The 26,529-nt window shown below is 60.7% G+C and carries 26 protein-coding genes; 16 read left to right on the forward strand and 10 right to left on the reverse strand.

Going from position 1 to position 26,529, the window contains the following annotated elements; genetic code table 11:
- Window positions 1–103 precede the first annotated feature (103 nt).
- The 8 genes from HX875_RS11320 (at window position 104) to trpE (ending at window position 9,069) form a co-directional block, all read left to right on the forward strand.
- Window positions 104–1,216, forward strand: a complete 1,113-nt coding sequence (locus HX875_RS11320; RefSeq protein WP_063026781.1) for an ABC transporter ATP-binding protein — start codon at window positions 104–106, stop codon at window positions 1,214–1,216.
- A 43-nt stretch (window positions 1,217–1,259) separates the two neighbouring features.
- Entirely contained in the window at window positions 1,260–2,300 is a 1,041-nt protein-coding gene (locus HX875_RS11325) for an ABC transporter substrate-binding protein (protein WP_177043258.1), read from the forward strand.
- 196 nt (window positions 2,301–2,496) lie between these two features.
- Window positions 2,497–3,729 (forward strand): ABC transporter permease, encoded by a 1,233-nt coding sequence (locus HX875_RS11330; RefSeq protein WP_003210972.1) that lies wholly within the window; start codon window positions 2,497–2,499, stop codon window positions 3,727–3,729.
- Between the two features lie 13 nt (window positions 3,730–3,742).
- The gene (locus tag HX875_RS11335) at window positions 3,743–4,567 is read left to right on the forward strand and encodes an ABC transporter permease (protein ID WP_003210970.1); all 825 of its coding nucleotides are present in this window, start codon (window positions 3,743–3,745) and stop codon (window positions 4,565–4,567) included.
- A gap of 229 nt (window positions 4,568–4,796) precedes the next feature.
- Window positions 4,797–5,945: an iron-containing alcohol dehydrogenase gene (locus tag HX875_RS11340; RefSeq protein ID WP_177043259.1), complete on the forward strand. Its 1,149-nt coding sequence runs from the start codon at window positions 4,797–4,799 to the stop codon at window positions 5,943–5,945.
- A gap of 84 nt (window positions 5,946–6,029) precedes the next feature.
- Window positions 6,030–6,704 (forward strand): ribulose-phosphate 3-epimerase, encoded by a 675-nt coding sequence (gene rpe, locus HX875_RS11345; protein ID WP_008434441.1) that lies wholly within the window; start codon window positions 6,030–6,032, stop codon window positions 6,702–6,704.
- Window positions 6,701–7,519, forward strand: a complete 819-nt coding sequence (locus tag HX875_RS11350) for a phosphoglycolate phosphatase (protein ID WP_177043260.1) — start codon at window positions 6,701–6,703, stop codon at window positions 7,517–7,519. The genes rpe and HX875_RS11350 overlap by 4 nt, the downstream gene beginning before the upstream one ends.
- 68 nt (window positions 7,520–7,587) lie before the next feature.
- Window positions 7,588–9,069, forward strand: coding sequence for an anthranilate synthase component I (gene trpE, locus HX875_RS11355; RefSeq protein WP_177043261.1), 1,482 nt, complete (start codon window positions 7,588–7,590; stop codon window positions 9,067–9,069).
- 138 nt (window positions 9,070–9,207) lie between these two features.
- On the opposite strand, the gene estP is transcribed toward trpE, so the two are convergent.
- Window positions 9,208–11,130: an esterase EstP gene (estP, locus tag HX875_RS11360; RefSeq protein WP_177043262.1), complete on the reverse strand. Its 1,923-nt coding sequence runs from the start codon at window positions 11,128–11,130 to the stop codon at window positions 9,208–9,210.
- Between the two features lie 412 nt (window positions 11,131–11,542).
- Here estP and HX875_RS11365 point away from each other — a divergent pair, with 412 nt between their 5' ends.
- Genes HX875_RS11365 through HX875_RS11380 form a run of 4 tightly spaced genes read left to right on the forward strand, consistent with a single transcriptional unit; the run spans window position 11,543 to window position 14,726 of the window.
- Window positions 11,543–12,136: an aminodeoxychorismate/anthranilate synthase component II gene (locus HX875_RS11365; protein ID WP_177043263.1), complete on the forward strand. Its 594-nt coding sequence runs from the start codon at window positions 11,543–11,545 to the stop codon at window positions 12,134–12,136.
- A gap of 9 nt (window positions 12,137–12,145) precedes the next feature.
- Window positions 12,146–13,195, forward strand: a complete 1,050-nt coding sequence (gene trpD / locus HX875_RS11370; protein WP_017476335.1) for an anthranilate phosphoribosyltransferase — start codon at window positions 12,146–12,148, stop codon at window positions 13,193–13,195.
- The gene (gene trpC, locus HX875_RS11375; protein ID WP_177043264.1) at window positions 13,192–14,028 is read left to right on the forward strand and encodes an indole-3-glycerol phosphate synthase TrpC; all 837 of its coding nucleotides are present in this window, start codon (window positions 13,192–13,194) and stop codon (window positions 14,026–14,028) included. Before trpD ends, trpC begins: the two co-directional genes overlap by 4 nt.
- A complete protein-coding gene (locus HX875_RS11380) occupies window positions 14,028–14,726 on the forward strand; it encodes a lipoate--protein ligase family protein (RefSeq protein WP_177043265.1) in 699 nt (232 codons plus the stop codon). Before trpC ends, HX875_RS11380 begins: the two co-directional genes overlap by 1 nt.
- Here HX875_RS11380 and crp read toward each other — a convergent pair.
- Entirely contained in the window at window positions 14,723–15,367 is a 645-nt protein-coding gene (gene crp / locus HX875_RS11385; RefSeq protein ID WP_010167230.1) for a cAMP-activated global transcriptional regulator CRP, read from the reverse strand. The genes HX875_RS11380 and crp overlap by 4 nt on opposite strands.
- Before the next feature lie 250 nt (window positions 15,368–15,617).
- On the opposite strand from crp, the gene HX875_RS11390 reads away from it, so the two are divergent.
- Window positions 15,618–16,040 (forward strand): OsmC family protein, encoded by a 423-nt coding sequence (locus HX875_RS11390; protein ID WP_177043266.1) that lies wholly within the window; start codon window positions 15,618–15,620, stop codon window positions 16,038–16,040.
- A gap of 165 nt (window positions 16,041–16,205) precedes the next feature.
- Here the strand turns inward: HX875_RS11390 and coq7 are convergent, their stop codons facing one another.
- The 6 genes from coq7 to hemJ all read right to left on the reverse strand — a co-directional run bounded on the left by coq7 (window position 16,206) and on the right by hemJ (window position 20,720).
- A complete protein-coding gene (gene coq7 / locus HX875_RS11395; protein ID WP_177043267.1) occupies window positions 16,206–16,853 on the reverse strand; it encodes a 2-polyprenyl-3-methyl-6-methoxy-1,4-benzoquinone monooxygenase in 648 nt (215 codons plus the stop codon).
- A 180-nt stretch (window positions 16,854–17,033) separates the two neighbouring features.
- A complete protein-coding gene (locus tag HX875_RS11400; protein WP_010167221.1) occupies window positions 17,034–17,372 on the reverse strand; it encodes a histidine triad nucleotide-binding protein in 339 nt (112 codons plus the stop codon).
- Between the two features lie 46 nt (window positions 17,373–17,418).
- Window positions 17,419–18,207 (reverse strand): SDR family NAD(P)-dependent oxidoreductase, encoded by a 789-nt coding sequence (locus tag HX875_RS11405; protein WP_177043268.1) that lies wholly within the window; start codon window positions 18,205–18,207, stop codon window positions 17,419–17,421.
- Window positions 18,208–18,269: 62 nt separating this feature from the next.
- Entirely contained in the window at window positions 18,270–19,235 is a 966-nt protein-coding gene (locus tag HX875_RS11410; protein WP_177043269.1) for a DUF805 domain-containing protein, read from the reverse strand.
- A gap of 63 nt (window positions 19,236–19,298) precedes the next feature.
- Window positions 19,299–20,267 carry an NAD(P)H-dependent flavin oxidoreductase gene (locus tag HX875_RS11415; protein ID WP_177043270.1) on the reverse strand — a complete coding sequence of 323 codons (969 nt, stop codon included), beginning with the start codon at window positions 20,265–20,267 and terminating at the stop codon, window positions 19,299–19,301.
- Window positions 20,268–20,291: 24 nt separating this feature from the next.
- On the reverse strand, window positions 20,292–20,720 hold the full coding sequence (gene hemJ, locus HX875_RS11420; RefSeq protein ID WP_177043271.1) for a protoporphyrinogen oxidase HemJ: 429 nt from the start codon (window positions 20,718–20,720) through the stop codon (window positions 20,292–20,294).
- Between the two features lie 136 nt (window positions 20,721–20,856).
- Here hemJ and argC point away from each other — a divergent pair, with 136 nt between their 5' ends.
- Together argC and erpA are read left to right on the forward strand one after the other, a co-directional pair.
- Window positions 20,857–21,891, forward strand: a complete 1,035-nt coding sequence (argC, locus tag HX875_RS11425; protein ID WP_177043272.1) for an N-acetyl-gamma-glutamyl-phosphate reductase — start codon at window positions 20,857–20,859, stop codon at window positions 21,889–21,891.
- 162 nt (window positions 21,892–22,053) lie between these two features.
- A complete protein-coding gene (erpA, locus tag HX875_RS11430; protein WP_003176443.1) occupies window positions 22,054–22,404 on the forward strand; it encodes an iron-sulfur cluster insertion protein ErpA in 351 nt (116 codons plus the stop codon).
- 66 nt (window positions 22,405–22,470) lie between these two features.
- On the opposite strand, the gene HX875_RS11435 is transcribed toward erpA, so the two are convergent.
- Together HX875_RS11435 and HX875_RS11440 are read right to left on the reverse strand one after the other, a co-directional pair.
- Complete coding sequence (locus HX875_RS11435) at window positions 22,471–23,562, reverse strand: anhydro-N-acetylmuramic acid kinase (RefSeq protein WP_177043273.1); 1,092 nt, start codon at window positions 23,560–23,562, stop codon at window positions 22,471–22,473.
- Between the two features lie 3 nt (window positions 23,563–23,565).
- Complete coding sequence (locus HX875_RS11440) at window positions 23,566–24,978, reverse strand: peptidoglycan DD-metalloendopeptidase family protein (RefSeq protein ID WP_177043274.1); 1,413 nt, start codon at window positions 24,976–24,978, stop codon at window positions 23,566–23,568.
- A 211-nt stretch (window positions 24,979–25,189) separates the two neighbouring features.
- Here HX875_RS11440 and tyrS point away from each other — a divergent pair, with 211 nt between their 5' ends.
- Window positions 25,190–26,389: a tyrosine--tRNA ligase gene (gene tyrS / locus HX875_RS11445; protein ID WP_076962201.1), complete on the forward strand. Its 1,200-nt coding sequence runs from the start codon at window positions 25,190–25,192 to the stop codon at window positions 26,387–26,389.
- The last annotated feature ends 140 nt before the right edge of the window (window positions 26,390–26,529 follow it).

The raw sequence follows: 26,529 nt of genomic DNA on the forward strand, positions 1-26,529 counted from the left end.
CCTTCCATCCTGCTGATGCCAATCTCTCCGGGCCCCCGATTTGCGGGGCTTCGCGGTAGGACTACGCTTGTTCCATGGCAGTCCAAAACAAAAAGGTGCGGGTATGAGCGAGGTGGATTCAAATGATGTGCTGGTCAGCTTCCGTGGCGTGCAAAAGAGCTACGACGGCGAGAACCTGATCGTCAAAGACCTCAACCTGGAAATTCGCAAGGGCGAGTTCCTGACCTTGCTCGGGCCGTCCGGGTCGGGCAAGACCACCAGCCTGATGATGCTCGCCGGTTTTGAAACCCCCACCGCTGGCGAGATCCAGTTGGCCGGCCGCTCCATCAACAACGTGCCGCCCCACAAGCGCGACATCGGCATGGTGTTCCAGAACTACGCGCTGTTCCCGCACATGACCGTCTCCGAGAACCTGGCGTTTCCGCTCTCGGTGCGCGGCCTGAGCAAGACCGACATCAGCGAGCGCGTAAAGCGTGTGCTGAGCATGGTGCAGCTCGATGCATTCGCCCAGCGCTACCCGGCGCAACTCTCCGGCGGCCAGCAACAGCGGGTTGCCCTGGCCCGTGCATTGGTGTTCGAGCCACAGCTGGTGCTGATGGACGAACCCCTCGGTGCCCTCGACAAGCAACTGCGCGAACACATGCAGATGGAGATCAAGCACCTGCATCAACGCCTCGGCGTCACCGTGGTGTACGTGACCCACGACCAGGGCGAAGCGCTGACCATGTCCGACCGGGTGGCGGTATTCCACCAGGGCGAGATCCAGCAGATCGCCGCACCGCGCACCCTGTACGAAGAGCCGAAAAACACCTTCGTCGCCAACTTCATCGGCGAGAACAACCGCCTCAATGGCCGCCTGCACAGCCACACCGGCGACCGCTGCGTGGTCGAGCTGGCGCGCGGCGAGAAGGTCGAGGCGCTGGCGGTGAACGTCGGCCAGGTCGGCGGCCCGGTGACTCTGTCGGTGCGCCCCGAGCGTGTCAGCCTCAATGGCTCAAGCGAGAGTTGCGTCAACCGCTTCTCCGGGCGGGTGGCCGAATTCATCTACCTGGGCGACCACGTGCGCGTGCGCCTGGAAGTCTGCGGCAAGTCCGATTTTTTTGTGAAACAACCGATCGCCGAGCTGGACACAGCCCTGGCGGTCGGCGACGTGGTACCGATTGGCTGGCAAGTCGAGCACGTTCGCGCACTCGACCCACTTCTAGAGGCGAATTGATCGCCCCCTTGCTTCACCAACCTCGCACGTGGAGAGAACAACAATGTTGAGATCCCTGAAATATTCGGCCCTGGCGTTGAGCTTGATGGGCGCGACACAGGCCATGGCAGGCCCTGATTTGACGGTCGTGTCCTTCGGTGGCGCGAACAAGGCGGCGCAGGTCAAGGCCTTCTACGCCCCGTGGGAAAGCGCGGGCAACGGCAAGATCGTCGCCGGCGAGTACAACGGTGAAATGGCCAAGGTCAAGGCGATGGTCGACACCAAGAGCGTGTCCTGGGACCTGGTGGAAGTCGAGTCGCCGGAACTGTCCCGTGGCTGTGACGAAGACATGTTCGAACCCCTGGACCCGAAACTGTTCGGCAACCCGGGCGATTACGTCAAAGGCGCGATCCAGCCGTGCGGCGTGGGCTTCTTTGTGTGGTCCACCGTGCTGGCCTACAACGCCGACAAACTGAAAGCACCACCAGGCGGCTGGGCAGATTTCTGGGACACCAAGAAATTCCCGGGCAAACGCGGCCTGCGCAAGGGCGCCAAGTACACCCTGGAATTCGCCTTGATGGCGGACGGCGTGGCACCTGCGGATGTGTACAAAGTGCTGGCCGGCAAAGATGGCCAGGACCGCGCGTTCAAGAAACTCGATGAGCTCAAGCCGTTCATCCAGTGGTGGGAAGCGGGCGCCCAGCCGCCGCAGTACCTCGCCTCGGGTGACGTGGTGATGAGTTCTGCCTACAACGGCCGGATCGCGGCCGTGCAGAAGGAAAGCAACCTGAAAGTGGTGTGGAACGGCGGGATCTACGATTTCGACGCCTGGGCCATTCCAAAAGGCCTGGCGAAAGACCGTGCCGACGCGGCGAAGAAATTCATCGCCTTCTCGGTACAGCCGCAGCAGCAGAAGACCTACTCGGAAAACATCGCCTACGGCCCGGCCAATACCCAGGCGGTACCGTTGCTGGCCAAGGACATCTTGAAGGACATGCCGACCACACCGGAAAACATCGCCAACCAGGTGCAGATCGACGTGAGCTTCTGGGCGGATAACGGCGAGCAACTGGAGCAGCGCTTTAACGCGTGGGCGGCCAAGTAACTCGCTACACCGCCTGACCTTTTGTGGGAACAGGTTTGTGTGGGAGCTGGCTTGCCTGCGATCGCATCACCGCGGTGCAACTGATACACCGAGGTGCCTGCATCGCGGGCAAGCCCGGCTCCCACACACGCCGGTTTCCACATGAGATTTGCTGCGTTTGGCAGATTGCATTCATTTTCAAGTTCCGGAGTTCGCCATGGCCCTCGCCATTCCCAGCCCCACCCTGAAACAGCGCCTGGCGCGTGCCGAGCGGCTCAACCGCTGGAAGGCCCAGGCCTTGATCGCGCCGCTGGTGGTGTTTTTGCTGCTGGTGTTTTTGGTGCCGATTGTGGCGCTGCTGTACAAAAGCGTCGGCAACCCGGAAGTGGTGGGCGGCCTGCCGCGCACGGTGGTGGCGGTGACGGCCTGGGACGGTCGTGGCCTGCCCGGCGAGCCGGTGTACCAGGCCATCAGCGAAGACCTGGGCGAAGCCCGGAAAAACTCGACCCTGGGCGATCTGTCAAAACGCTTGAACATGGAACTGGCGGGCTATCGCAGCCTGCTGACGAAAACCGCGCGGGCGCTGCCGTTTACCGAAGCGCCTGCCTCCTATAAAGAAGCGCTGGAAAACCTCGACGAACGCTGGGGCGACCCGGCGTACTGGCAGGCGATCCGGCGCAACACCAGTAGCCTCACGCCGTACTACTTGCTGGCCGCCGTCGATCACCGTATCGACGACCTCGGCGAAATCGCCCCGGCCACCCCGGACCAGGCGATCTACCTCGATATCTTCGCCCGCACCTTCTGGATGGGCCTGGTGATCACCGTGTGCTGCCTGCTGCTGGCCTACCCGCTGGCGTACCTGCTGGCCAACTTGCCGGCGCGGCAAAGCAACCTGCTGATGATCCTGGTGCTGCTGCCGTTCTGGACCTCGGTGCTGGTGCGGGTGGCCGCATGGATTGTGTTGCTGCAGTCCGGCGGCCTGATCAACAGCGCGCTGATGGGCATGGGCCTGATCGATAAACCGGTGGAGTTGGTGTTCAACCGGCTGGGGGTCTACATCTCGATGGTGCACATCCTGCTGCCGTTCATGATTTTGCCGATCTACAGCGTGATGAAAGGCATCTCGCCCACCTACATGCGGGCGGCGATTTCCCTGGGCTGCCACCCGTTCGCCAGCTTCTGGCGCGTGTACTTCCCGCAGACCTACGCGGGCGTCGGCGCCGGCTGCCTGTTGGTGTTCATTTTGGCGATCGGCTACTACATCACCCCGGCGTTGCTGGGCAGCCCGAACGACCAGATGGTCAGCTACTTCGTGGCCTTCTACACCAACACCAGCATCAACTGGGGCATGGCCACGGCCCTGGGCGGTTTGCTGCTGCTGGCCACCGTGGTGCTGTACCTGATCTACAACTGGCTGGTAGGCGCCAGCCGCCTGCGCCTGAGTTAAGGAGACCGATGCGATGCTGAGCCCTTATATGTCGCCCGTGGAACGGGTCTGGTTCTACAGCTTGCGGATTCTCTGCGGCCTGATCCTGTTGTTCCTGATCCTGCCGGTGCTGGTGATCATCCCGTTGTCGTTCAACAGTGGAAGTTTCCTGGTGTATCCGCTGCAAGGTTTCTCGCTGCACTGGTACCAGGACTTCTTCGGCTCCGCGGAATGGATGCGCGCCCTCAAGAACAGCATCATCGTTGCCCCGGCGGCCACGGTGCTGGCGATGGTGTTCGGCACGCTGGCGGCGATTGGCCTGACCCGCGGGCATTTCCCCGGCAAGGCGCTGGTGATGGCCCTGGTGATTTCGCCGATGGTGGTGCCGGTGGTAATCATCGGCGTGGCCAGTTACCTGTTTTTCGCGCCGCTGGGCCTGGGCAACAGCTTCTTCTCGCTGATCGTGGTGCACGCGGTGTTGGGTGTGCCGTTTGTGATCATCACCGTGTCGGCGACCCTGCAAGGGTTTAACCACAACCTGGTGCGGGCGGCGGCGAGCCTGGGTGCGTCACCGCTGACGGCGTTTCGTCGGGTGACCTTGCCGCTGATTGCGCCGGGGGTGATCTCCGGGGCGCTGTTTGCCTTTGCCACCTCGTTTGATGAAGTGGTGGTGACGCTGTTTCTCGCCGGGCCCGAGCAAGCGACCTTGCCCCGGCAGATGTTCAGCGGCATCCGTGAAAACCTCAGCCCGACCATCGCGGCGGCGGCGACCTTACTGATCGCCTTCTCGGTGGTGCTGTTGCTGACCCTGGAATGGCTGCGCGGGCGCAGCGAGAAACTGCGCACCGCACAGGTCTAAAGACCGAGTCGCGATCAAATGTGGGAGCAGGCTTGTGTGGGAGCTGGCTTGCCTGCGATAGCATCACCGCAGTGTGACTGATACACCGAGGTGCTTGCATCGCGGGCAAGCCCGGCTCCCACACAAGCCTGCTCCCACAGGGAACGTACCATTCACCCCATGAATGGCAGACAACCTCAAATCCCAAGCTACTCTTGTGCCAGCCCATAACTGATAAGAGGCCGCGCACATGAGTACTTCCTCATTCAAGATCGCCCACAAACTGCTTACCGGCCCAGGCGCCATCGAGCAACTGGCCGCCGAGCTGACGCGGCTGGATGTCGACAACCCGCTGATTGTCACCGACGCGGCGCTGGTCAAGTCCGGCACCGTGGCGCTGGCGCTGGAACATCTGGGCGAACGGACCTACGAAATCTTTGACCGCGTGCTGCCCGACCCGGAAATCGCCATCGTCGAGGACTGCATGCGCGTCTACCGCGAAGGCGGGCATGACGGCCTGATTGGCGTCGGCGGCGGCAGTGCCATCGACATCGCCAAGAGCGTGGCAGCCTACGCCGGTTACCACGGCGCCCTGGCCGACCTGTTCGGCGTGGACCAGGTGCCGCGCAAAGGCCCGCCGCTGATCGCGATTCCCACCACCGCCGGCACCGGTTCGGAGGTGACCAATGTGGCGATTCTGTCGGACAAGGTCGCGCAATTGAAAAAAGGCATCGTCAGCGACTACCTGCTGCCGGACGTGGCCCTGATCAGCCCGCAAATGACCCTGACCTGCCCCCGCAGCGTCACCGCCGCCAGTGGCGTGGACGCGCTGGTGCACGCCATCGAATCCTACCTGTCGCTGAATGCCTCGCCGATCACCGATGCGCTGGCACTGGGTGCGATCAAACTGATCGCCAAGGCTTTGCCCAAGGCCTACGCCAACCCGGCGAACCTGCAGGCCCGTGACGATATGGCCACCGCCAGCCTGATGGCCGGCATGGCGTTCGGCAATGCCGGCGTCGGTGCAGTGCATGCGTTGGCGTATCCGCTGGGCGGGCGCTTCAACATCGCCCATGGCGTGAGCAATGCCTTGCTGCTGCCCTACGTGATGCACTGGAACAAGCTGGCGTGCGTGGAGCGCATGCAGGAGATTGCCCAGGCCATGGGCGTAAATGTGACGGGTCTGAGTGCGGTGGATGCCGCCGACCAGGCCGTGGATGCGATGACGCGACTGTGTGCCGCAGTGGAGATCCCGTCCGGCCTGCGCAGCTTCGGTGTGCCCGAGGAGGCGATCCCGGCGATGGCGGTAGAGGCGGCGGGGATCGAGCGCCTGATGCGCAACAATCCACGCAAGCTCAGCGCGGCGGATATCGAGAAAATCTACCGGGCGGCGTTCTAACCATTGAGCGAGGTCACGGTGCGCGCGGCAAAGCATGAGGTATACAATGCGCGCCATCGTGATTTAGCTCAAAAAAGGTGCGTCATGCAGCCCTTCGTCATTGCTCCATCGATTCTCTCCGCCGACTTCGCCCGCCTGGGTGAGGAAGTGGACAACGTGTTGGCCGCCGGTGCCGACTTCGTTCACTTCGATGTCATGGACAACCACTATGTGCCGAACCTGACCATTGGTCCGATGGTCTGCGCCGCCCTGCGCAAGTACGGTGTGACTGCGCCTATCGACGCACACTTGATGGTTAGCCCGGTAGACCGCATCGTCGGTGACTTCATCGAAGCCGGCGCGACCTACATCACCTTCCACCCGGAAGCCACGCTGCACGTGGACCGCACCCTGCAGTTGATCCGTGAGGGTGGTTGCAAGGCCGGCCTGGTGTTCAACCCGGCCACCCCGCTGAGTGTGCTCGAGTACGTGATGGACAAGGTCGACATGGTGCTGCTGATGAGCGTCAACCCGGGCTTCGGCGGGCAGAAGTTCATCCCTGGCACCCTCAACAAGCTGCGTGAAGCGCGGGCGCTGATCGATGCGTCGGGCCGGGATATCCGCCTGGAGATCGACGGTGGCGTCAACGTCAACAACATCCGCGAAATCGCGGCGGCCGGTGCCGACACCTTTGTCGCCGGCTCGGCAATCTTCAATGCCCCGGACTATCAGGAAGTGATCGCCAAGATGCGTGCAGAACTGGCGCTGGCGCGTCCATGAGTGGCTTTGAGCAGTTGTTCCCCGGCAAACTGCCACGGCTGGTGATGTTCGATCTGGACGGTACGTTGATCGATTCGGTGCCGGACCTGGCAGCGGCGGTGGACCAGATGCTGCTCAAGCTCGGGCGCAAGCCGGCGGGTGTCGAGTCGGTGCGCGAGTGGGTCGGCAACGGTGTGCAGATGCTGGTGCGCCGGGCCCTGGCCAACAACATCGATGCCGAGGGCGTGGACGAGGTGGAAGCCGAGCACGCCCTTGAGCTGTTCAACGTGGCCTATGAAAACGGCCACGAGTTGACCGTGGTCTACCCCGGCGTGCGCGACACCTTGAAGTGGCTGCACAAGCAGGGCGTGGAAATGGCCCTGATCACCAACAAGCCGGAGCGCTTCGTCGCGCCGCTGCTGGACCAGATGAAGATCGGCCGTTATTTCCGCTGGATCATCGGTGGCGATACCTTGCCGCAGAAGAAGCCGGACCCGGCGGCACTGTTCTTCGTGATGAAAATGGCCAATATCCCGGCGTCCCAATCGCTGTTTGTCGGCGATTCGCGCAGCGATGTGCTGGCGGCGAAGGCGGCGGGGGTCAAGTGCGTGGCCTTGAGTTACGGCTACAACCATGGCCGGCCGATCGCCGAAGAATCCCCGGCGCTGGTGATTGATGACCTGCGGCTGTTAATCCCAGGTTGCTTGGGAGCGGGCGCTGAGATAACGTTGCCCGACGCTGTTCCATCCCCTTCTGGAAATCCCATCGTGGTGGTCACTCGCAAACTCTGGATGAAAGTCATCAAGGCCCTGGCCCGCTGGCGTTGGCGCGCCTGACTGATCCTGGCCGCGCTGCGGCACGTTTGCACACCTGACCGTTAGACCCTCATGCCACGAGGCACCTCATGATCCGCGAAGAATTCCTGCGTTTGGCCGCTGCCGGCTACAACCGTATCCCCATGGCCTGCGAAACCCTGGCCGACTTCGACACCCCGCTGTCGATCTACCTGAAACTGGCCGACGAGCCCAACTCCTATCTGCTGGAGTCGGTGCAGGGCGGCGAGAAGTGGGGCCGTTATTCGATCATCGGCCTGCCGTGCCGCACGGTGCTGCGTGTACATGATCACCATGTCAGCATCACCCTGGACGGCGTCGAGATCGAAAGCCACGACGTTGAAGACCCGCTGGCCTTCGTCGAAGACTTCAAGGCGCGCTACAACGTGCCGACCATCGCCGGCCTGCCGCGCTTCAACGGCGGCCTGGTGGGCTACTTCGGCTACGACTGCGTGCGCTACGTGGAAAAACGCCTGGGCAAATGCCCGAACCCAGATCCGTTGGGCGTGCCGGACATTCTGCTGATGGTCTCCGACGCGGTGGTGGTGTTCGACAACCTCGCCGGCAAGATGCACGCGATTGTGTTGGCGGATCCTTCCCAGGCCGATGCGTTCGAGCAAGGCCAGGCCAGCCTGGAAGCGCTGCTGGAAAAACTGCGCCAGCCGATCACTCCGCGTCGCGGCCTGGACCTCAGCCGTCCGCCGGCGGCCGATCCGATCTTTCGTTCAAGCTTTACCCAGGATGACTACGAGCGTGCCGTCGATACCATCAAGGAATACATCCTTGCCGGTGACTGCATGCAGGTGGTGCCGTCGCAACGCATGTCCATCGACTTCAAGGCCGCGCCGATTGATTTGTACCGGGCGCTGCGCTGCTTCAACCCGACGCCGTACATGTACTTCTTCAACTTTGGCGACTTCCACGTGGTGGGCAGTTCGCCGGAAGTGCTGGTGCGGGTCGAAGACAACCTGATCACCGTGCGCCCGATTGCCGGCACGCGCCCTCGCGGCGCGACTGAAGAGGCTGACCTGGCGCTGGAGCAGGACCTGCTGAGCGATGATAAGGAAATCGCCGAGCACTTGATGCTGATCGACCTGGGCCGCAATGACACTGGGCGTGTCTCGGAAATCGGTTCGGTGAGGCTCACCGAGAAGATGGTGATCGAGCGTTATTCCAACGTGATGCACATCGTGTCCAACGTCACCGGCGAGCTGAAGGCCGGGTTGACCGCGATGGATGCGCTGCGGGCGATCCTGCCGGCGGGCACCTTGTCGGGTGCGCCGAAGATTCGTGCGATGGAAATCATCGACGAACTGGAGCCGGTCAAGCGTGGTGTGTATGGCGGTGCGGTGGGGTATTTCGCCTGGAACGGCAACATGGACACCGCCATCGCGATCCGTACGGCGGTGATCAAGGACGGCGAACTGCATGTGCAGGCGGGCGGTGGGATTGTGGCCGACTCGGTGCCGGCCCTGGAGTGGGAAGAGACGCTGAACAAGCGCCGGGCGATGTTCCGGGCTGTGGCGCTGGCTGAGCAAACGCCGCAGGGCTGACTGCTGATCTCGATCCAAATGTGGGAGCCGGGCTTGCCCGCGATGGCGGTGTGACAGTCGATAGATTAGTTGACTGATCTACCGCTATCGCAGGCAAGCCAGCTCCCACAGTTGTTTTGTGGGGGATGTTAGATCGGCTCAGAAATCCAGGCTCACCCCGACACTCAGCCCTTGCTGGGTAAAGTTGTCATCCTTTCTCACGTTATAGGCCGCGTTCAGCGCAAGGTCCTTGGTCACCTTGTGGGTAATCCCCAGGTTCAAGCGATCCGAATTGCTGCGTGGCGTGTAGCCGTCCAGTTTGAAATCAATCCCCGGCACGCTGTTGAGAGACATGCCCACTCGCTGCGTATCGTTTTCAAACTCGTGCTCGTGGGCCACTTCGCCAAACACCAGGGTTTGCGGGGTGAAGCGGTAGTTGGCTTGTAATCCGATTCCCAGGCGCTTGGAGTCGCGCTGTTGGTCATCAAAGGTCAGCGCGGTAGAACGGGCATCTTTCTCCGAATAACCATTCACCTCGACCCGCGAATAGTCAGCGCTGATAAAGGGCGAGAAATGCCATTCGCTGTTCGGCTCGGCGATGTCGTACCCAACCCGTGCGCTCAATGCCCATAGCCAGCCGTCAGTGTCGCCTTTCTCGGTGCCTTCGCTGACGCCCAGGGCGAACTTGCGCTTGAGGTTGTCGAAGTCCAGTTTGCCACCGGTCAACGCAGCGTCAGCCCACCAATGATCTTCCTGATACTGGGCGAACGCGGTGCCCATATAACTGTTGAGCTTGTAGTCCGAATCGCTGGCGCCGGCTTCAAGACTCTGGCGATAGAAGCCTGCTGCCACACCCACTCGCCACTCGTCATTGAGCCTGTAGCTGCCACCGATGTTCAGGTTATAGCCGCTGCCGTCACCGCTGGCCGAGCTGTTCTGATCATCGAAGTCCAGGTGCTGGCCGCCAGCGTCGACGATCGCCCGCCATTGGCCTACGGCCTGCCAGCTACCAGAGTCGGCTTGCCATTGGTTGCGCAATGAATCCTGATGCGCGCGCAAGGTGCCTTGGGCCATTTCCGGAAGCAGGGTGATTTCCCAGGGGGCTGCCAGCAGCGAATACGCGTAGTCGGCGATCAGTACCTGGCCGGCCTCGGTCGGGTGGACGGTGTCGTTGTAAATCAGCTTGGTCGGGTCCGGATTGGTGCCGCCGACGCCATACACCGGATTCCTGCAGGTGGTGCCGCTGAAGCAGGTCTGGTTGAGATTCTGGTCGGTGGCAAAGCCAAAGCGCCCGGGGTCGGCGAAGGTTTCCTTGAGCAGCAACGGAATGTTCAGCGGGATGATCTGTGCGTCTATTTGTGACAGGCGCTGGACCAATGTCTGGTTGAAGACGCCGGCCAGGGCGCTGACGGTGCCTTGGAGCGGCGTGCCATTGACGGCCGGTGTAAGGCCCAGGTCCGGCAGCATCCACACCATCACATAACGGGCTCCAGCCTGTTGCAGGGCCTGGGCGCTGTTGGCCAGGCGCCCGGCTGCGGCCGAAGCCTGATCGGGGCTGAGTACCAGGCCGTCGAGGAAGTCATTACCGCCGCCGGAGAGAAAGTACAACGCGTTGGGGTCGGCTCGGCCGCCCGTTGATGCGAGGTAGCCGGGGCGTGTACGCAACACTTGCCCGGTGTCGCTATCGGTGACGGTGGAGTTACCGGTGATGGCATCGTAGATTTGCTGGGTGGTGTAGCCGCCGACGGCCCAGTTATTGCCGTCTGCCTGGCCCAGCGCGGCGCGCTCCGGGGAGGTGGAGGCATTCAGGTCGCCCGGGGCAACCCCCAGCTTGCCGCCCAATAACGTCGAGGAGATCAGCGAAGTGCTTTCGCCGCTGCCGTCAAAGTATTGCGGGCCGGTGCGGTTGGTGAAGCGATAGGTTGAGCCGGGGGCGCCAGGGTCTGCGAAAGTCCCGGCATCAGCCAGGCTGTCGCCGAACACGATCATGGTCGAGTAGGGCGATGGTGCGGCGAACGCCTGGGAGCAAGCCAGAGTTAACAGGCAGCCGACGAGTGGGGCGAAGTAGGGCTTTTTGGTCATGAGTCCGTCCATGATTTTATTTTTTTGTCTGCACTATGACTGTAGCGACCTCCCAAGGGTTCTGAAAAAATTGACGCCAATTATCGGGCAGGCAGTTTCCCCCGTATTTGCGGCGCCATATTGCACCGCTGGCGAGGCTACGTTACTGTGCTTGGACGTATGAATGAGACCCTCCCCGTGTTGATCATCAGCAAACTCTTGATGCGAGTAGTCAAGGCACACGCCCGTTGGCGTTGGCGCGCCTAACTTTTCTCTACCGGCCACGCCGGACCTGTACCGATTTGCCTTCTTCACCCTTTGTTCGACGCCCCTTGCCGGCCAACCCCGGCAACCTGAAAGTGCGTCTGGCAGCGGGTCACTCCCTTGGAAGGCCGTCATTAGAAGTCAGTGAATTCAAGAGGTTTTAACCCACATGTTGCTGATGATTGATAACTACGACTCCTTTACCTACAACGTTGTGCAGTACCTTGGCGAGCTCGGCGCCGAGGTCAAGGTGGTGCGCAATGACGAACTGACCGTGGCGCAAATCGCCGCGTTGAACCCAGAACGCATCGTCGTTTCCCCAGGCCCGTGCACCCCGACCGAAGCGGGTATTTCCCTGGAAGCCATCAAGTTCTTCGCCGGCAAGTTGCCGATCCTGGGCGTGTGCCTGGGCCATCAGTCCATCGGCCAGGCATTCGGCGGCGACGTGGTTCGCGCCCGCCAGGTGATGCACGGCAAGACCAGCCCGGTGTTCCATAAGGACCAGGGCGTATTCCACGGTTTGAACCTGCCGGTGACGGTCACCCGCTACCACTCTCTGGTGGTCAAGCGTGAAACCCTGCCCGATTGCCTTGAGCTGACGGCCTGGACCCAACTGGAAGACGGCTCCGTCGACGAGATCATGGGCCTGCGTCACAAGACATTGAACGTGGAAGGGGTGCAATTTCACCCGGAATCGATTTTGACCGAGCAGGGCTACGAGCTGTTCGCTAACTTTCTCAAGCAGAGCGGCGGCACGCGCTAAGGACTTTTCATGGATATCAAGACTGCCCTGAGCCGTATCGTCGGCCATCTGGACCTGAGCACCGCTGAAATGAGCGATGTGATGCGCGAGATCATGACCGGTCAATGCACCGACGCACAGATTGGCGCGTTCATGATGGCAATGCGCATGAAGAGTGAGAGCATCGACGAAATCGTCGGCGCCGTGTCGGTGATGCGCGAGCTGGCCGACAAGGTCGAGCTCAAGACCCTCGACGGTGTGGTCGACGTGGTCGGCACCGGCGGCGACGGTGCGAATATCTTCAACGTGTCGACGGCCTCTTCCTTCGTGGTGGCAGCTGCCGGCTGTACCGTGGCCAAGCACGGTAACCGTGCGGTGTCGGGTAAAAGCGGCAGCGCCGACTTGCTGGAAGCAGCAGGCATCTACCTGAACCTGACCCCGGTACAAGTGGCGCGTTGCATTGATAACGTCGGTATCGGCTTTATGTTTGCCCAGTCCCATCACGGGGCTATGAAACACGCCGCCGGCCCGCGTAAAGATCTGGGCTTGCGCACCCTGTTCAACATGCTCGGCCCGCTTACGAATCCGGCCGGCGTGAAGCATCAGGTGGTGGGCGTGTTCAGCCAGGCGTTGTGCCGGCCATTGGCCGAAGTGTTGCAGCGCCTGGGCAGCAAGCACGTGCTGGTGGTGCATTCCAAGGACGGCCTGGACGAATTCAGCCTGGCAGCACCGACCTTCGTGGCGGAGTTGAAGGACGACCAGGTCACCGAGTATTGGGTCGAGCCTGAAGATCTCGGCATGAAAAGCCAGAGCCTGCACGGCCTGGCGGTGGAAAGCCCGGCGGCCTCCCTTGAATTGATTCGCGATGCCCTTGGGCGTCGCAAGACTGAAAACGGCCAGAAAGCCGCAGAAATGATTGTGCTCAACGCCGGTGCGGCGCTGTATGCCGCAGATCACGCCTACAGTCTTAAAGAGGGCGTCGCCCTCGCTCATGATGCGTTGCACACCGGGCTGGCGCGTGAAAAGCTCGAAGAACTGGGTGCGTTTACTGCGGTGTTCAAAGTGGAGAATGAAGGATGAGTGTTCCGACCGTTCTGGAAAAAATCCTCGCCCGCAAGGCAGAGGAAGTCGCCGAGCGCCGTGCCCGTGTCAGCCTGGCCGAGCTGGAAGGCCTGGCGAAAAGCGCTGATGCGCCCCGCGGTTTTGCCAATGCGCTGATCAAGCAGGCCAAGGACAAGCAGCCGGCCGTCATCGCTGAAATCAAAAAAGCTTCGCCGAGCAAGGGCGTGATTCGCGAGATCTTCGTCCCTGAAGACATTGCCAAGAGCTATGAGAAGGGCGGCGCCACGTGCCTTTCGGTGCTGACCGATATCGACTATTTCCAGGGTTCCGACCTGTACCTGCAGCAAGCCCGCGCGGCGTGCTCGCTGCCGGTGATCCGCAAGGATTTCATGGTTGACCCGTACCAGATCATCGAAGCCCGTGCGCTGGGCGCCGATTGCGTGCTGCTGATCGTCTCCGCACTGGATGACGTGAAGATGGCCGAACTGGCTGCCGTGGCCAAAAGCGTCGGCCTCGACGTGCTGGTTGAAGTGCATGACGGTGATGAGCTGGAGCGCGCGCTGAAAACCCTCGACACACCGTTGGTGGGCGTCAACAACCGCAACCTGCACACCTTTGAAGTCAGCCTGGAAAATACCCTGGACCTGTTGCCGCGTATCCCGCGTGACCGGTTGGTGATTACCGAAAGCGGCATCGTCAATCGTGCGGATGTGGAGCTGATGGAAATCAGCGGCGTGTATTCGTTCCTGGTGGGCGAAACCTTCATGCGCGCCGAGAACCCGGGGGCTGAACTGCAGCGCCTGTTCTTCCCGGAACGTGGCGTCGCCGTCAGCGGCTCGACCCTGGATTGATGATGACCCAGCCGGTGGCGATGACGGTCGAGGCCGGCCTTAAGGCCGAGCAGGATTTGCTCGCCGCGGTCTGCGCGGATGAGCAGCCGTTCGGCCTGTTGTTCTGGCAACCGAATGACCAGGCGTTGGTGATGCCCCGTCGCCTGAGCCGGCTTCCGGCATTCGAGACGGCCAGCCAGGTGTCGGCCGACGCCGGTTGGCCGGTGCTGTTGCGGGAAACCGGCGGCGAGCCGGTTCCGCAATCGGCGGCCACGGTCAACATCGCGCTGGTCTATGCGCCGCCGCGCAGTGAAGGTGACCAGGGCCGCATCGAAACCGGTTACCAGCGTTTGTGCCAACCGATTTGCGATCTGCTGATCGAGTTGGGTGGCAATGCCTCGGTGGGCGAGATTGACGGTGCGTTTTGCGACGGTCGCTATAACGTCAACCTCGATGGCCGCAAAATGGTCGGTACCGCCCAACGCTGGCGCCAAAGTGGCGGGCGCCCGGTGGGATTGGTGCACGGTGCGTTACTGCTGGATGACGATCGCGTCGAGCTGATCGCTGCGGTCAATCGCTTCAATCAAGCGTGTGGCCTGGAACAGCGGGTGCGCGCCGAAAGCCACATTGCCTTGCACGAAGCCTTCGCTGCGCCTGACGCGATTGCCCGGCTCGATGCGTTGTACCGGCAGATGTTGGCGAGCTTCCTGCCGGTTTAGCGAGTGCCGTACACCACCATGGTCTTGCCTTTGACATGGACCAGGTTGCGTTCTTCCAGGTCCTTGAGCACCCGGCCTACCATTTCCCTTGAGCAACCCACGATCCGGCCGATTTCCTGGCGGGTGATCTTGATCTGCATCCCGTCGGGATGGGTCATGGCGTCCGGTTGCTTGCACAGTTCCAGCAGGCAGCGGGCGACCCGGCCGGTGACGTCAAAGAACGCCAGGTCGCCGACTTTGCGCGTGGTGTCGCGCAGGCGCTGGGCGATCTGCCCGCTCAGGGCATACAGAATGTCGGGATCCTGCTGGGCCAATTCGCGAAACTTCGCATAGCTGATCTCGGCGACTTCGCATTCGACCTTGGCCCGCACCCAGGCACTGCGCTGCTGTTCCTTGCCGGCTTGTTCGAAAAGTCCGAGTTCGCCGAAGAAATCACCGGTATTGAGGTAGGCGATGATCATTTCGCGGCCATCGTCATCCTCGATCAGGATGGTGACTGAGCCTTTGATAATGAAGAACAGGGATTCCGAGCGCTCGCCCGCGCAGATGATGTTGTGCTTGGCCGGATGACGCCGGCGCTGACAATGCATCAGCAGTTTGTCGAGGTTCTTGATTTTGGGTGTGGGAGTAATAGCAACCATGGTTGTATCCCGAAAAGACTGCACGGTGTTGTTGAGCTTGTTTTTTTATCCAGCGCGATCAACGGCTAAGCTACATCATCCAATGGATGGCAATGCGCCATTGATTTGGCGCCAGCTTAACAGACACATTCTGACTACATTAGGGAATTTACCCGGCAAACCCTGCTGTTGATCGCTTTCATGGGAAACTCTGCCGCCCCAAAACCCTGTGCTAAGCTGGCGACCCTTTTTTAGCAGTGGAGTCTGGGCGATGAAGGCACGCATCCAATGGGCGGGCGAAGCCATGTTCCTCGGTGAGTCGGGCAGTGGCCACGTGGTGGTCATGGATGGCCCGCCGGAGGCCGGTGGCCGCAACCTGGGCGTACGCCCGATGGAAATGCTCCTGCTCGGTGTAGGCGGTTGCAGCAATTTCGACGTGGTCAGCATCTTGAAGAAGTCCCGACAGGCGGTGGAAAGCTGCGAAGCGTTCCTGGAAGCCGAGCGTGCCACCGAAGACCCGAAGGTGTTTACCAAGATCCACATGCATTTCGTGGTCAAGGGCCGGTCGTTGAAAGAAGCCCAGGTCAAGCGTGCCATTGAGCTGTCGGCCGAGAAGTACTGCTCGGCCTCGATCATGCTGGGCGCTGCGGGCGTTGCCATTACTCATGACTACGAGATCATTGAGTTGGGCTGATTCCTCAATCAGCAGGCAAAAAGAAAGGGCGCTAAAAAGCGCCCTTTCTGGTTTTTTGTAGGAGCAAGCTTGCTCGCGATGGGCGTTAACGATAACGCGGACATCCTGAATGAATGCGGTGCTCTTGCGTTTTTCGCGAGCAAGCTCGCTCCTACAGGGCCGGCCTCAGATGCGGTAAGTGCTCTTGGTCATGACCTTGGCCAGCAGGCTCATGCCGAATTTCACCGGTGCCGGGAAGCGGAAGCCGCCGGCGTCCAGCGCGCTTTCGGCGTGATGCTCTTCATCTATGCGCATCTGCTCAAGAATCGCCCGGGATTTTTCGTCCTCGGCCGGCAGTTGCTCAAGGTGTTCGTTGAGGTGCTTGCACACCTGATGCTCGGTGGCGGCCACAAAACCCAGGCTGACTTTGTCGCTGATCAACCCGGCCACTGCTCCAATGCCAAACGACAGGCCGTAGAACAGCGGGTTCAGCACGCTGGGATGGCTGTTCAACTGGCGGATGCGTTGTTCGCACCAGGCCAAATGGTCAATTTCTTCTTCGGCGGCATGTTCCATTGCGGCGCGCACTTGCGGCAGCTTGGCGGTCAGGGCCTGGCCCTGGTACAGCGCCTGGGCACAGACTTCACCGGTATGGTTGATGCGCATCAGGCCGGCGACGTGACGGGTGTCGCTCTCGCTCATTTGCGCTTCGGGCTGCACGATGGCGGGCGACGGGCGGTGCGGTTGGCCGCTGAATGGCAGCAGCGTGCGCATGGCCGTATCGGCTTGCAGCAACAGACGGTCAATCGGCGAGTAGTGACGTTGGGTAGTCATGCTGACCTCCGGGAAGAATCTCGGCGGCCAGTTTACCGCAAGAGAGGGTGAAGCGTTTGCGCTGGGTCAAATTGCTTGTGTGGCGAGGGAGCTTGCTCCCGCTGGAGTGCGCAGCGCTCCCGGTTTTATGCGGCCGCTACGCGACCGAGCGGGAGCAAGCTCCCTCGCCACTGGTGGTGCTCAACCCGGCGGCCAGTTCATCTGGCGCTGACCCAGAACATGCATATGGATGTGATAAACAGTCTGCCCGCCATCTTCATTGCAGTTCATCACCACACGGAAGCCCTTTTCGCAGCCTTGTTCAACGGCCAGGCGTTGGGCGGTGAACAGGATATGCCCGGCCAGCGCCTTGTCTTCCTCGGTGAGGTCGTTAAGGGTGCGGATCGGCTTTTTCGGAATCACCAGGAAATGCACGGGTGCCATTGGCGCGATGTCGTGGAAGGCCAGGACCTGGTCATCTTCGTAGATGATTCTCGCGGGTATTTCTCTGTTGATGATCTTGGTGAACAGAGTATCCACAGCTGTTTCTCCATTGTGAAAGTGCAAGGTGAGTGTACTCAGCGGGTCAGCGCGGGCAATAGGCCTTGTTGATGGCGCCGGCAATCTTGCGCGTCAGCCAGCGCGGGCTGAAGCGCGGGCTTAACGCCAGCCAGCGATTACGCCGGCCGGGAATGATGATGGCTTTGTTCTTGGCCAGGGCGCGCACGGTGTAGAGCGCAACTTCCTCCGGGCTCATCAGCTGTTGGCTGCGGTCCAGTTTGGCAGTGTCCATTTGTGCGGTGCCGAAGAACGCGGTACGGGTCGGGCCGGGGCAGAGGACGGAAACCTTGATGCCACAGGTTTTGAGTTCTTCGCGCAAGCCTTCGGAAAAGTGCAGCACGTAGGCCTTGCTGGCGTAGTAGGTGCTCATCCAGGGGCCCGGCTGGAAGGCGGCAACCGATGCGACGTTGAGAATCTGCCCACCGCCGTGCAGGGCCATCGCATTGCCGAGAGCGTGGCACATGCGGGTCAGGGCCAGGATGTTGACTTCCATCAGGTCCTGCTCGGTCATCCAGTCCTGTGCCAGGAACGGGCCGCTGGTGCCGATGCCGGCGCAGTTGACCAGCAGGTCGATCTGCCGTTCGCCCTCCTCAAGCTCCAGCAGGAACCCGGACAGGCGCAAGGGCTCGCCCAGGTCGCAGGCGCGGAACAGCACCTCGACGCCAAAGCGTTGGGTCAATTCGATTGCAATGCTTTCCAACTGATCACGCTGGCGGGCCACCAGAATCAAGCTGCGGCCGCGACGGGCCAGTGCTTCGGCCAAGGCCAGGCCGATGCCGCTGGAGGCACCGGTGATCAGAGCGTAACGGGTCATGCGTTTCTCCATCGCAACGCTACCGGGCCTGTGACAGAGGCGTCACAGGCGTCGGGCGTTTTTCACTGTTGCGTAGAGTCTACAGGTTCGGCTGTGTCGTCAGCACTTTGCACATCGACTTCATCGACGGCGGTGGCCTGGTCGCTGTCGTCATCGGAATTGATGGAGCTGCTTTCGTAGCTGGCGCCTACGTCGCTTTCCAGTTGGTCCAGGTAGCCGCTCATGCCCACCAGCACCGCGCCGGCAAAGATCAGCGGAATGAATGCCAGCCACAGGGCAGACAGGACTTTCACCGCGGTAGAGTTGCGCGGCGGTGGCGCGCCGTACTGGTTGGCGCCGGTATTGCCCGGGAGAACCATCAGCAGAATCGGGAAGATGCTGCCTACGAACGGCACCAGGTGCAGGAACCACAGCCAGCCGGACCAACCCAGGTCATGCAGGCGCTGTACGGTGATCTGCACGCTGACCCACACGGCGGCCACGAGTAGGGCGATCCCGACCAGGAAGCCAATGACCATGGCAATCGTCGGAGACACCGCAGCGATGCCCAGCCCGACAGTAAAGAACGCGCCCGAGACGAGCAGCATCACCACGCTCAATACCAGTGTCCACGCCAGGAAGCGCAAGCGCCCGATACGGCCGTTGACGGTGAATACTTTAAGGGTGGAAAACTCCGGCAGGTTCTCGCCTACGGCGGCCCGGGGCGGGGCGTAAGGTGATGCGGCGGGGGTTGTGTAATCGGTCGAGCTGCCGGAGCCCGTTTCGTGGGTTTCGGCAAGGCTGAAGGCGACGGGCTGCTCTTCTTCTATGCGCGCATCGACACCGGCATTTTTCAGCGCTTGCAGGTAGGTTTCGGCATCGGCGCGGGAAAGGTCGCGTTTCAGGGCGACAGGGCGGCCGGTGAAGAGTTTTTCGATCGCATCGACCTCGCTTTTGAACAGCTCGGCGAGGTTCAGCTTGGCGGTGGTGCTCTCGACGCCCGGGAGCAATGCGCCATCAAACACAATCTTGAAACGGTTGTCGCTCATGCGGGCATCCTTGTCACTGGAATAGGGGAGGCCTGCTTCGATCAGCAGGCTTTACATCGCGGATCAGCGTGGCCAGCGTTCAGGCAATTGTGCCGCGTGTTCGAGCGCCTTGCGGTATTCGGCATCCAGGCGGGCCACGAGTTCATCGACACTGGGCAAATCATCTATCTCACCGACGCCCTGGCCGGCAGACCATACGGTCTTCCAGGCTTTGGCCTCGTCGTTGAGTGGCTTGAGCTTGGAGCCGAAATTGACTTCGCCCTTGCCTTGCAGCGCAGCGAGGTCGAAACCGGCGTTTTCCAGGCTCTGGCGCATGAAGCTTGCGGGCACACCGGAGACGGCTGGAGTGTGCACGATGTCGGCGGCGCGCGATGTGAGCAGCATCTCTTTATAAGCATCCGGGGCGTGGCTTTCGGTGGTGCCGATAAAACGGGTGCCGAAATAGGCCAGGTCGGCGCCGAGTAGTTGTGCCGCGAGGATTTCGTGGCCGTGGTTGAGGCAGCCGGCGAGTAGCAGGGTCTTGTCGAAGAACTGACGAATCTCTGCAATCAGCGAAAACGGGCTCCAGGTACCGGCGTGGCCACCGGCGCCCGCCGCGACGGCGATCAGGCCGTCGACGCCGGCTTCAGCGGCTTTCTCGGCATGGCGCCGGGTGGTGACGTCGTGGAATACCAGGCCGCCGTAGCTGTGCACGGCGTCCACCAATTCTTTCACCGCGCCCAGGCTGGTGATGACGATCGGCACCTTGTGTTCGACGCAGATCGCCAGGTCAGCTTCCACACGCGGGTTGCTGTTGTGCACGATCAGGTTGACCGCATAGGGCGCCGGCTTGTCCAGCAGCGCCAGGCCCGCTTCGATCTCTTCCAGCCACGCCTTGAAACCGCTGCTTTCGCGCTGGTTGAGCGCCGGGAAACTCCCGACGATCCCGTTGCGGCAGCAGGCCAGTACCAGTTGCGGGTTGGAAATCAGAAACATCGGCGCAGCCACTACAGGCAGGCGCAGATTTTGTTCGAGCGAAGCGGGCAGCGACATTGGAAGTACCCCGAGTAATAGAAATTAGAACGGTTTGACCACGACCAAAATTACGATAGCCAGCAATATCAGAACTGGCACTTCATTGAACCAGCGATAAAAGACATGGCTGCGGGTGTTTTCGCCACGGGCAAAACGTTTTACCTGTGCGCCGCACATGTGGTGGTAGCCGATCAGCAGTACTACCAGGGTCAACTTGGCGTGGATCCAGGCGCCGGATTGAAAGATGGCGGGGTTGAGGTAGATCAGCCAGCCACCGAACACCAGGCTGGCAATCATTGCCGGGCCCATGATGCCGCGGTACAGCTTGCGCTCCATGACGCTGAAGCGTTCCTTGCTGACGGTGTCCTCGCTTTGAGCGTGGTAGACGAACAGGCGCGGAAGGTAGAACAGCCCGGCAAACCAGCAGACGATGCTGATGATATGGAAGGCTTTGACCCATAGATAAAGCATTTTTAGTTATTCCCAGGTTCACGGTAGCTGAAGATAGTAGTGGCTCAAGCGTCTACACGTCACGTTGACGGTTGTCGCAGGACGATACGGACCCTATTATCGACGGCTTTCCAGTGGGTTCGTTGAGGGCAGGTTTATGGTCAAGGTCGGTATCGTCGGCGGCACGGGTTACACCGGTGTCGAATTGCTGCGTTTGTTGGCTCAGCATCCGCAAGCTGAGGTGGTGGTGATCACTTCCCGATCCGAGGCCGGCCTGGCTGTGGCCGACATGTACCCGAACCTGCGAGGCCACTATGACGGCCTGGCGTTCAGCGTTCCGGACATCAAGACCCTGGGCGCGTGTGATGTGGTGTTCTTCGCCACGCCCCACGGTGTGGCCCACGCCCTGGCGGGCGAGTTGCTGGCCGCTGGTACGAAGGTGATCGACTTGTCGGCAGACTTCCGCCTGCAGGACGCCGATGAGTGGGCCAAGTGGTACGGCCAGCCTCACGGCGCGCCGGAGTTACTGGAAGAGGCGGTGTATGGCCTGCCGGAAGTCAATCGTGAGCAGATCAAGCAAGCACGTCTGATCGCCGTGCCGGGTTGCTATCCGACCGCCACGCAGTTGGGTTTCCTGCCATTGCTGGAGGCCGGGTTGGCGGATGCATCGCGCCTGATTGCTGACTGCAAGTCGGGTGTCAGTGGTGCGGGTCGGGGTGCAGCGGTAGGTTCGCTGTACTCCGAGACGTCGGAAAGCATGAAAGCCTATGCAGTCAAAGGCCATCGCCACTTGCCGGAAATTCGCCAGGGGCTGCGTCGCGCGGCGGGTAAGGATGTCGGCCTGACGTTTGTGCCGCACCTGACGCCGATGATTCGCGGGATCCACTCAACGCTGTATGCAACGGTCGTCGATCGCTCGGTGGATCTGCAGGCGCTGTTTGAAAAGCGCTATTCCAATGAACCGTTCGTCGACGTGATGCCGGCGGGCAGCCACCCGGAAACCCGCAGCGTGCGTGGTGCCAACGTGTGCCGTATTGCAGTGCACCGCCCACAGGATGGTGACCTGGTGGTGGTGTTGTCGGTGATCGATAACCTGGTGAAGGGTGCTTCGGGCCAGGCGGTGCAGAACATGAACATCCTGTTTGGCCTGGACGAGAAGCTGGGCCTGTCCCACGCGGGCATGCTGCCGTAAGTTTTCTGCTGTTGCGCAAAGGCCCGTTGATCGGGCCTTTCGTGTTTTTAATGGCCGCTGCGCAGATTGATATACCGTAACAATAGTTGACCGCTTTTCTAGGAGAAGCGGATAATGCCCGCCATCACGCATATGGCGGCGCTACGCCGGGAGATTATCAGCATGAGCGTTGAATCCTTCACCCCCACGGCTTTGCAATTCACCCACGGTGCCGCGCACAAGGTGAAGAGCCTGGTCGATGAAGAGGGTAATGATCGCTTGAAGCTGCGCGTATTTGTTACGGGCGGCGGTTGTTCAGGGTTTCAGTACGGTTTCACCTTCGATGAAGACGTGGCCGATGACGACACCATCGTTGAGCGCGAGGGCGTAAGCCTGGTCGTGGATCCGATGAGCTTCCAGTACCTGGCAGGAGCCGAGGTGGATTATCAGGAAGGTCTGGAAGGTTCGCGCTTCGTGATCAAGAACCCGAATGCAACCACCACGTGTGGTTGCGGGTCTTCGTTCTCGATCTGATCGACAGCGGATGTGAAAACGCCGCTTGGCCTTGATAGGGCCAAGCGGCGTTTTGCTGTGTGGGGTTCAGGCGGGGTAGATCGCGCCGAGTACGCGAAGCCCGCGGGCGCCGGTGACGCTGGGGCGGTTGGCGGCGATGCCTTCGAGGCAGCAATGGGCCAGCCAGGCGAAGGCCATGGCCTCGACCCAGTCCGGGTCTACGCCGTAGGTGGCGGTGCTGCTCACTTGAGTGGCGGGCAGCAAGGTGCTCAGGCGGTTCATCAAGGTTGCGTTGTGGGCGCCACCGCCGCAGACCAGCAGGGTTTCGGTCTGTGGTTGGGCGGTTTTCAGGGATTCGACGATGGTCAGGGCGGTGAGCTCAAGCAGCGTGGCTTGCACGTCCTGAGCTGCGAATGGCGGTAACCGGCCCAAGTGATGTTCCAGCCATCCCAGGTTGAAGACTTCGCGCCCAGTGCTTTTTGGCCCTTTGGTCACGAAGAATGGGTCGCCGAGTAATGCCTGGAGTAGCTGTGGCTCAACGTTTCCGCCGGCTGCCCACTGGCCATCGCGGTCAAAGTTCTCGCCGCGTTGCTGCAGGATCCAGGCATCGAGCAGGACATTCCCCGGGCCGCAGTCAAAGCCGGCGACCGGTTTGCCAGTCTCGATCAAGCTGAGATTACTGAAGCCGCCGACGTTCAGCACGGCGCGGTTGCCCGTACGCTCGCCAAACAATGCCTCATGAAAGGCGGGCACCAGCGGAGCGCCTTGCCCGCCGGCGGCGACATCGCGGCTGCGGAAGTCACTGACGACGGTGATTCCGGTCAACTCGGTGAGCAGCGCCGGGTTGCCGATCTGTACGGTAAAGCCCCGTGCAGGTTCGTGGCGAATGGTTTGCCCGTGACTGCCAATCGCACGAATGTCCTGGGCTTTGAGTTTCTGCTGATCCAGCAGGGCATGAATACCCTGGGCGGCGAGTGTCACCCAGTTATGCTGGGCGATTGCCGAACGGGCAATCTCGTCCGGGCCGCTGGCGCAAAGGCCAAGCAGCTCGGAACGCAGGGATTCAGGCATGGGGATGTAGTGGGTGGCGATCAGCTTGATCGCCGGCGCCTGCTCGATCAGCGCAATGTCCAGGCCATCAAGGCTGGTCCCGGACATCACACCTATATAGAGCGACATGGCTTAGCGTTTCGCCGAGGCCAGGAGAGTGGAGCGCTCCTGATCCATGCGGGCCATCAGTGGCTGGCTCTGCTGCAGGAAGCGTGCGCGCTCGGCCTTGGCGATTGGATCGGCCATTGGCAGCTTCTGGCCCAGTGGGTCGACGTGCACGCCGTTGACCTGGAACTCGTAGTGCAGGTGCGGGCCGGTAGACAGGCCGGTGGTGCCGATGTAGCCGATCACCTGGCCTTGCTTGACGTTACTGCCCGTCTGCACACCTTTGGCAAAACCTTGCATATGGCCATACAGCGTACGGTACGTGTTGCCGTGTTGGATGATCACGGTGTTGCCATAGCCACCACGGCGACCGGCGAGCAATACCTTGCCGTCACCGGCAGCCTTGATTGGCGTACCACGTGGCGCGGCGTAGTCGACGCCTTTGTGTGCGCGAATTTTGTTCAGAATTGGATGCTTGCGACCCATCGAGAAACGCGAGCTAATACGGGCGAAGTCAACCGGAGTACGGATGAAAGCCTTGCGCATGCTGTTGCCGTCGGCGGTGTAGTAGCTGCTGTTGCCTTGTTTGTTGGTGTAGCGCACTGCGGTGTAGGTCTTGCCACGGTTGGTGAACCGCGCCGAAAGGATGTTGCCAGTGCCTACGACCTTTCCGTTGGCGACCTTCTGCTCGTAGATCACGTCGAATTCGTCACCCTGGCGAATGTCCTGGGCGAAGTCGATGTCGTAGCCAAACACGCTGGCCATATCCATGGTCATGCTGTGGGACAAACCGGCGCGGGCGGCGGATTGCGACAAAGAGCTGTTGATCACTCCGTGTACATACGCAGAGCGCATGACTGGCTTGGTAGTGACTCGATTGAACGCAAAGCCCTTGGCGCCCTTGGTCAGCGTGATGCTTTCCAGGTCGCTGACGCTACTGTGCAGGTTGTTCAACTGGCCGTCGGGGGTGAACTCGAATTCAAGCTTCTGGCCGTGCTTGAGCTGGGTGAACTGCTTGGCCTGCTTGTCGCTTGCCAGTACATCGTTAACTGTCGCGGCGGGAAGGCCGACCTTTTCGAACAGGGTCGACAGGGTGTCGCCTTTGGCAACAATGACTTCCCGGTGTAGCGGGTTCTTCGGTGCTTCTACCGCCGGCGTGGCCTGTGCGGTCTCTTGGGTGTCTTCGGCGCTGTTTTCGATCTGGGCAAACGGCGATTCTGCGGCGCCATTTGTGGCTTGTAGTGCGTCGGAAGCGTCTTGATCTTGTGTCAGTTGCTCAACCGGACTTTCAAGGTCAAGGCTCAGTGTCGTTCGTTTGGCTTCTACATCGCTGGAAGGGAATACCAGGAGTGCCAGGCTCAGAAGGGCGGCGATCCCACTTGCGGCGAGCAGGTGGGTCTTCGGGTAAAGCGGCGGCGCTTTAGACGGTTCTGTGGTCATAAGTAATTTTGACTTTGAAAAGATGAATTGGAAAAGATGAATGACATGATGAAGATGAAATAACTGTATAAAATATAACCAAATCATCTGTGGTGCAAGCTTGCGAACGCTAGGCTTGCTGAACGGTGTCCGTGCGCAGGGCAAAACTTGTAATTAGTCCCTGATCTTGTATGGTTGGTTCCCTTTTGAATCTGAGCCTTGCGGGTCTGTTATGAAGTCGGTTGAAGAGCAGCTAGCGCTGATCAAACGTGGTGCGGAAGAACTGTTGGTTGAAGCTGAGCTGATCGAAAAGCTCAAGCGTGGCCAGCCCCTGCGTATTAAGGCTGGCTTTGATCCGACGGCGCCGGATCTGCACCTTGGGCATACCGTGCTTATTAATAAGCTGCGTCAGTTCCAGGAGCTGGGGCATCAGGTGATCTTCCTTATAGGTGACTTCACCGGGATGATCGGCGATCCGAGCGGCAAGAGCGCGACGCGTCCGCCGCTGACTCGTGAGCAGGTTCTCGATAACGCCGAGACCTACAAGACCCAGGTCTTCAAGATTCTTGATCCGGCCAAGACCGAGGTGGCGTTCAACTCCACCTGGATGGATCAGATGGGGCCCGCGGACTTCATTCGTCTGACGTCCCAGTACACCGTTGCTCGCATGCTTGAGCGCGATGACTTCGACAAGCGCTACTCCACCAATCAGCCGATCGCTATCCATGAGTTCCTGTACCCGCTGGTTCAGGGGTATGACTCGGTGGCGTTGCGTGCCGATGTCGAGTTGGGCGGTACCGATCAGAAGTTCAACCTGCTGATGGGGCGTGAGCTGCAGCGTGCGTATGGGCAAGAAGCTCAATGCATTCTGACCATGCCGTTGCTGGAGGGGTTGGATGGCGTCAAGAAGATGTCCAAGTCTCTGGGTAACTATGTAGGTATCCAGGAAGCGCCGGGTGTGATGTACGGCAAGCTCGTCTCGATTCCTGATGCGCTGATGTGGCGTTACTTCGAGCTGTTGAGCTTCCGCTCGATGGATGAGATCAATGCATTGCGTGCCGATGTAGAGGCGGGTGCGAATCCGCGGGACGTGAAGATCAAGCTCGCTGAAGAGATCGTGGCGCGTTTCCATGGCGAAGAGGCTGCTGCCAGTGCTCATCGTGCTGCGGGTAACCGTATGAAGGATGGCGAGCTGCCGGATGATTTGCCTGAGATCGAATTGACTGCTGGCGAGGCAATGCCAATCGCTGCTGTCCTTAATAAGGCGGGCCTGGTGAAGAACTCGGCAGTGGCGCGCGACCTTCTGGGTTCCGGTGGTGTGCGTATAGATGGTGAGGTTGTCGATCGCACCTTTATATACGAGCTGGGCGCGACCCACGTTTGCCAGGCCGGCAAGAAGGCATTTGCGCGTATTACGCTTAAATCCGAATAAACCTGAAATTAACTGTTGACGGCGTTTTATATCTGTCTATAATTCGCCCCACTTCCGGCGCAGTCGAAACGGAAAACTCCTTGGTAAACAAAGAGTTATGTAGGTTTCGGCAGCGAGTTGCTTCAGGTCATCGAAGCCGG

Origin of the sequence: Pseudomonas yamanorum, from assembly GCF_013386765.1 — a bacterium.
GTDB lineage: Bacteria > Pseudomonadota > Gammaproteobacteria > Pseudomonadales > Pseudomonadaceae > Aquipseudomonas > Aquipseudomonas yamanorum_A.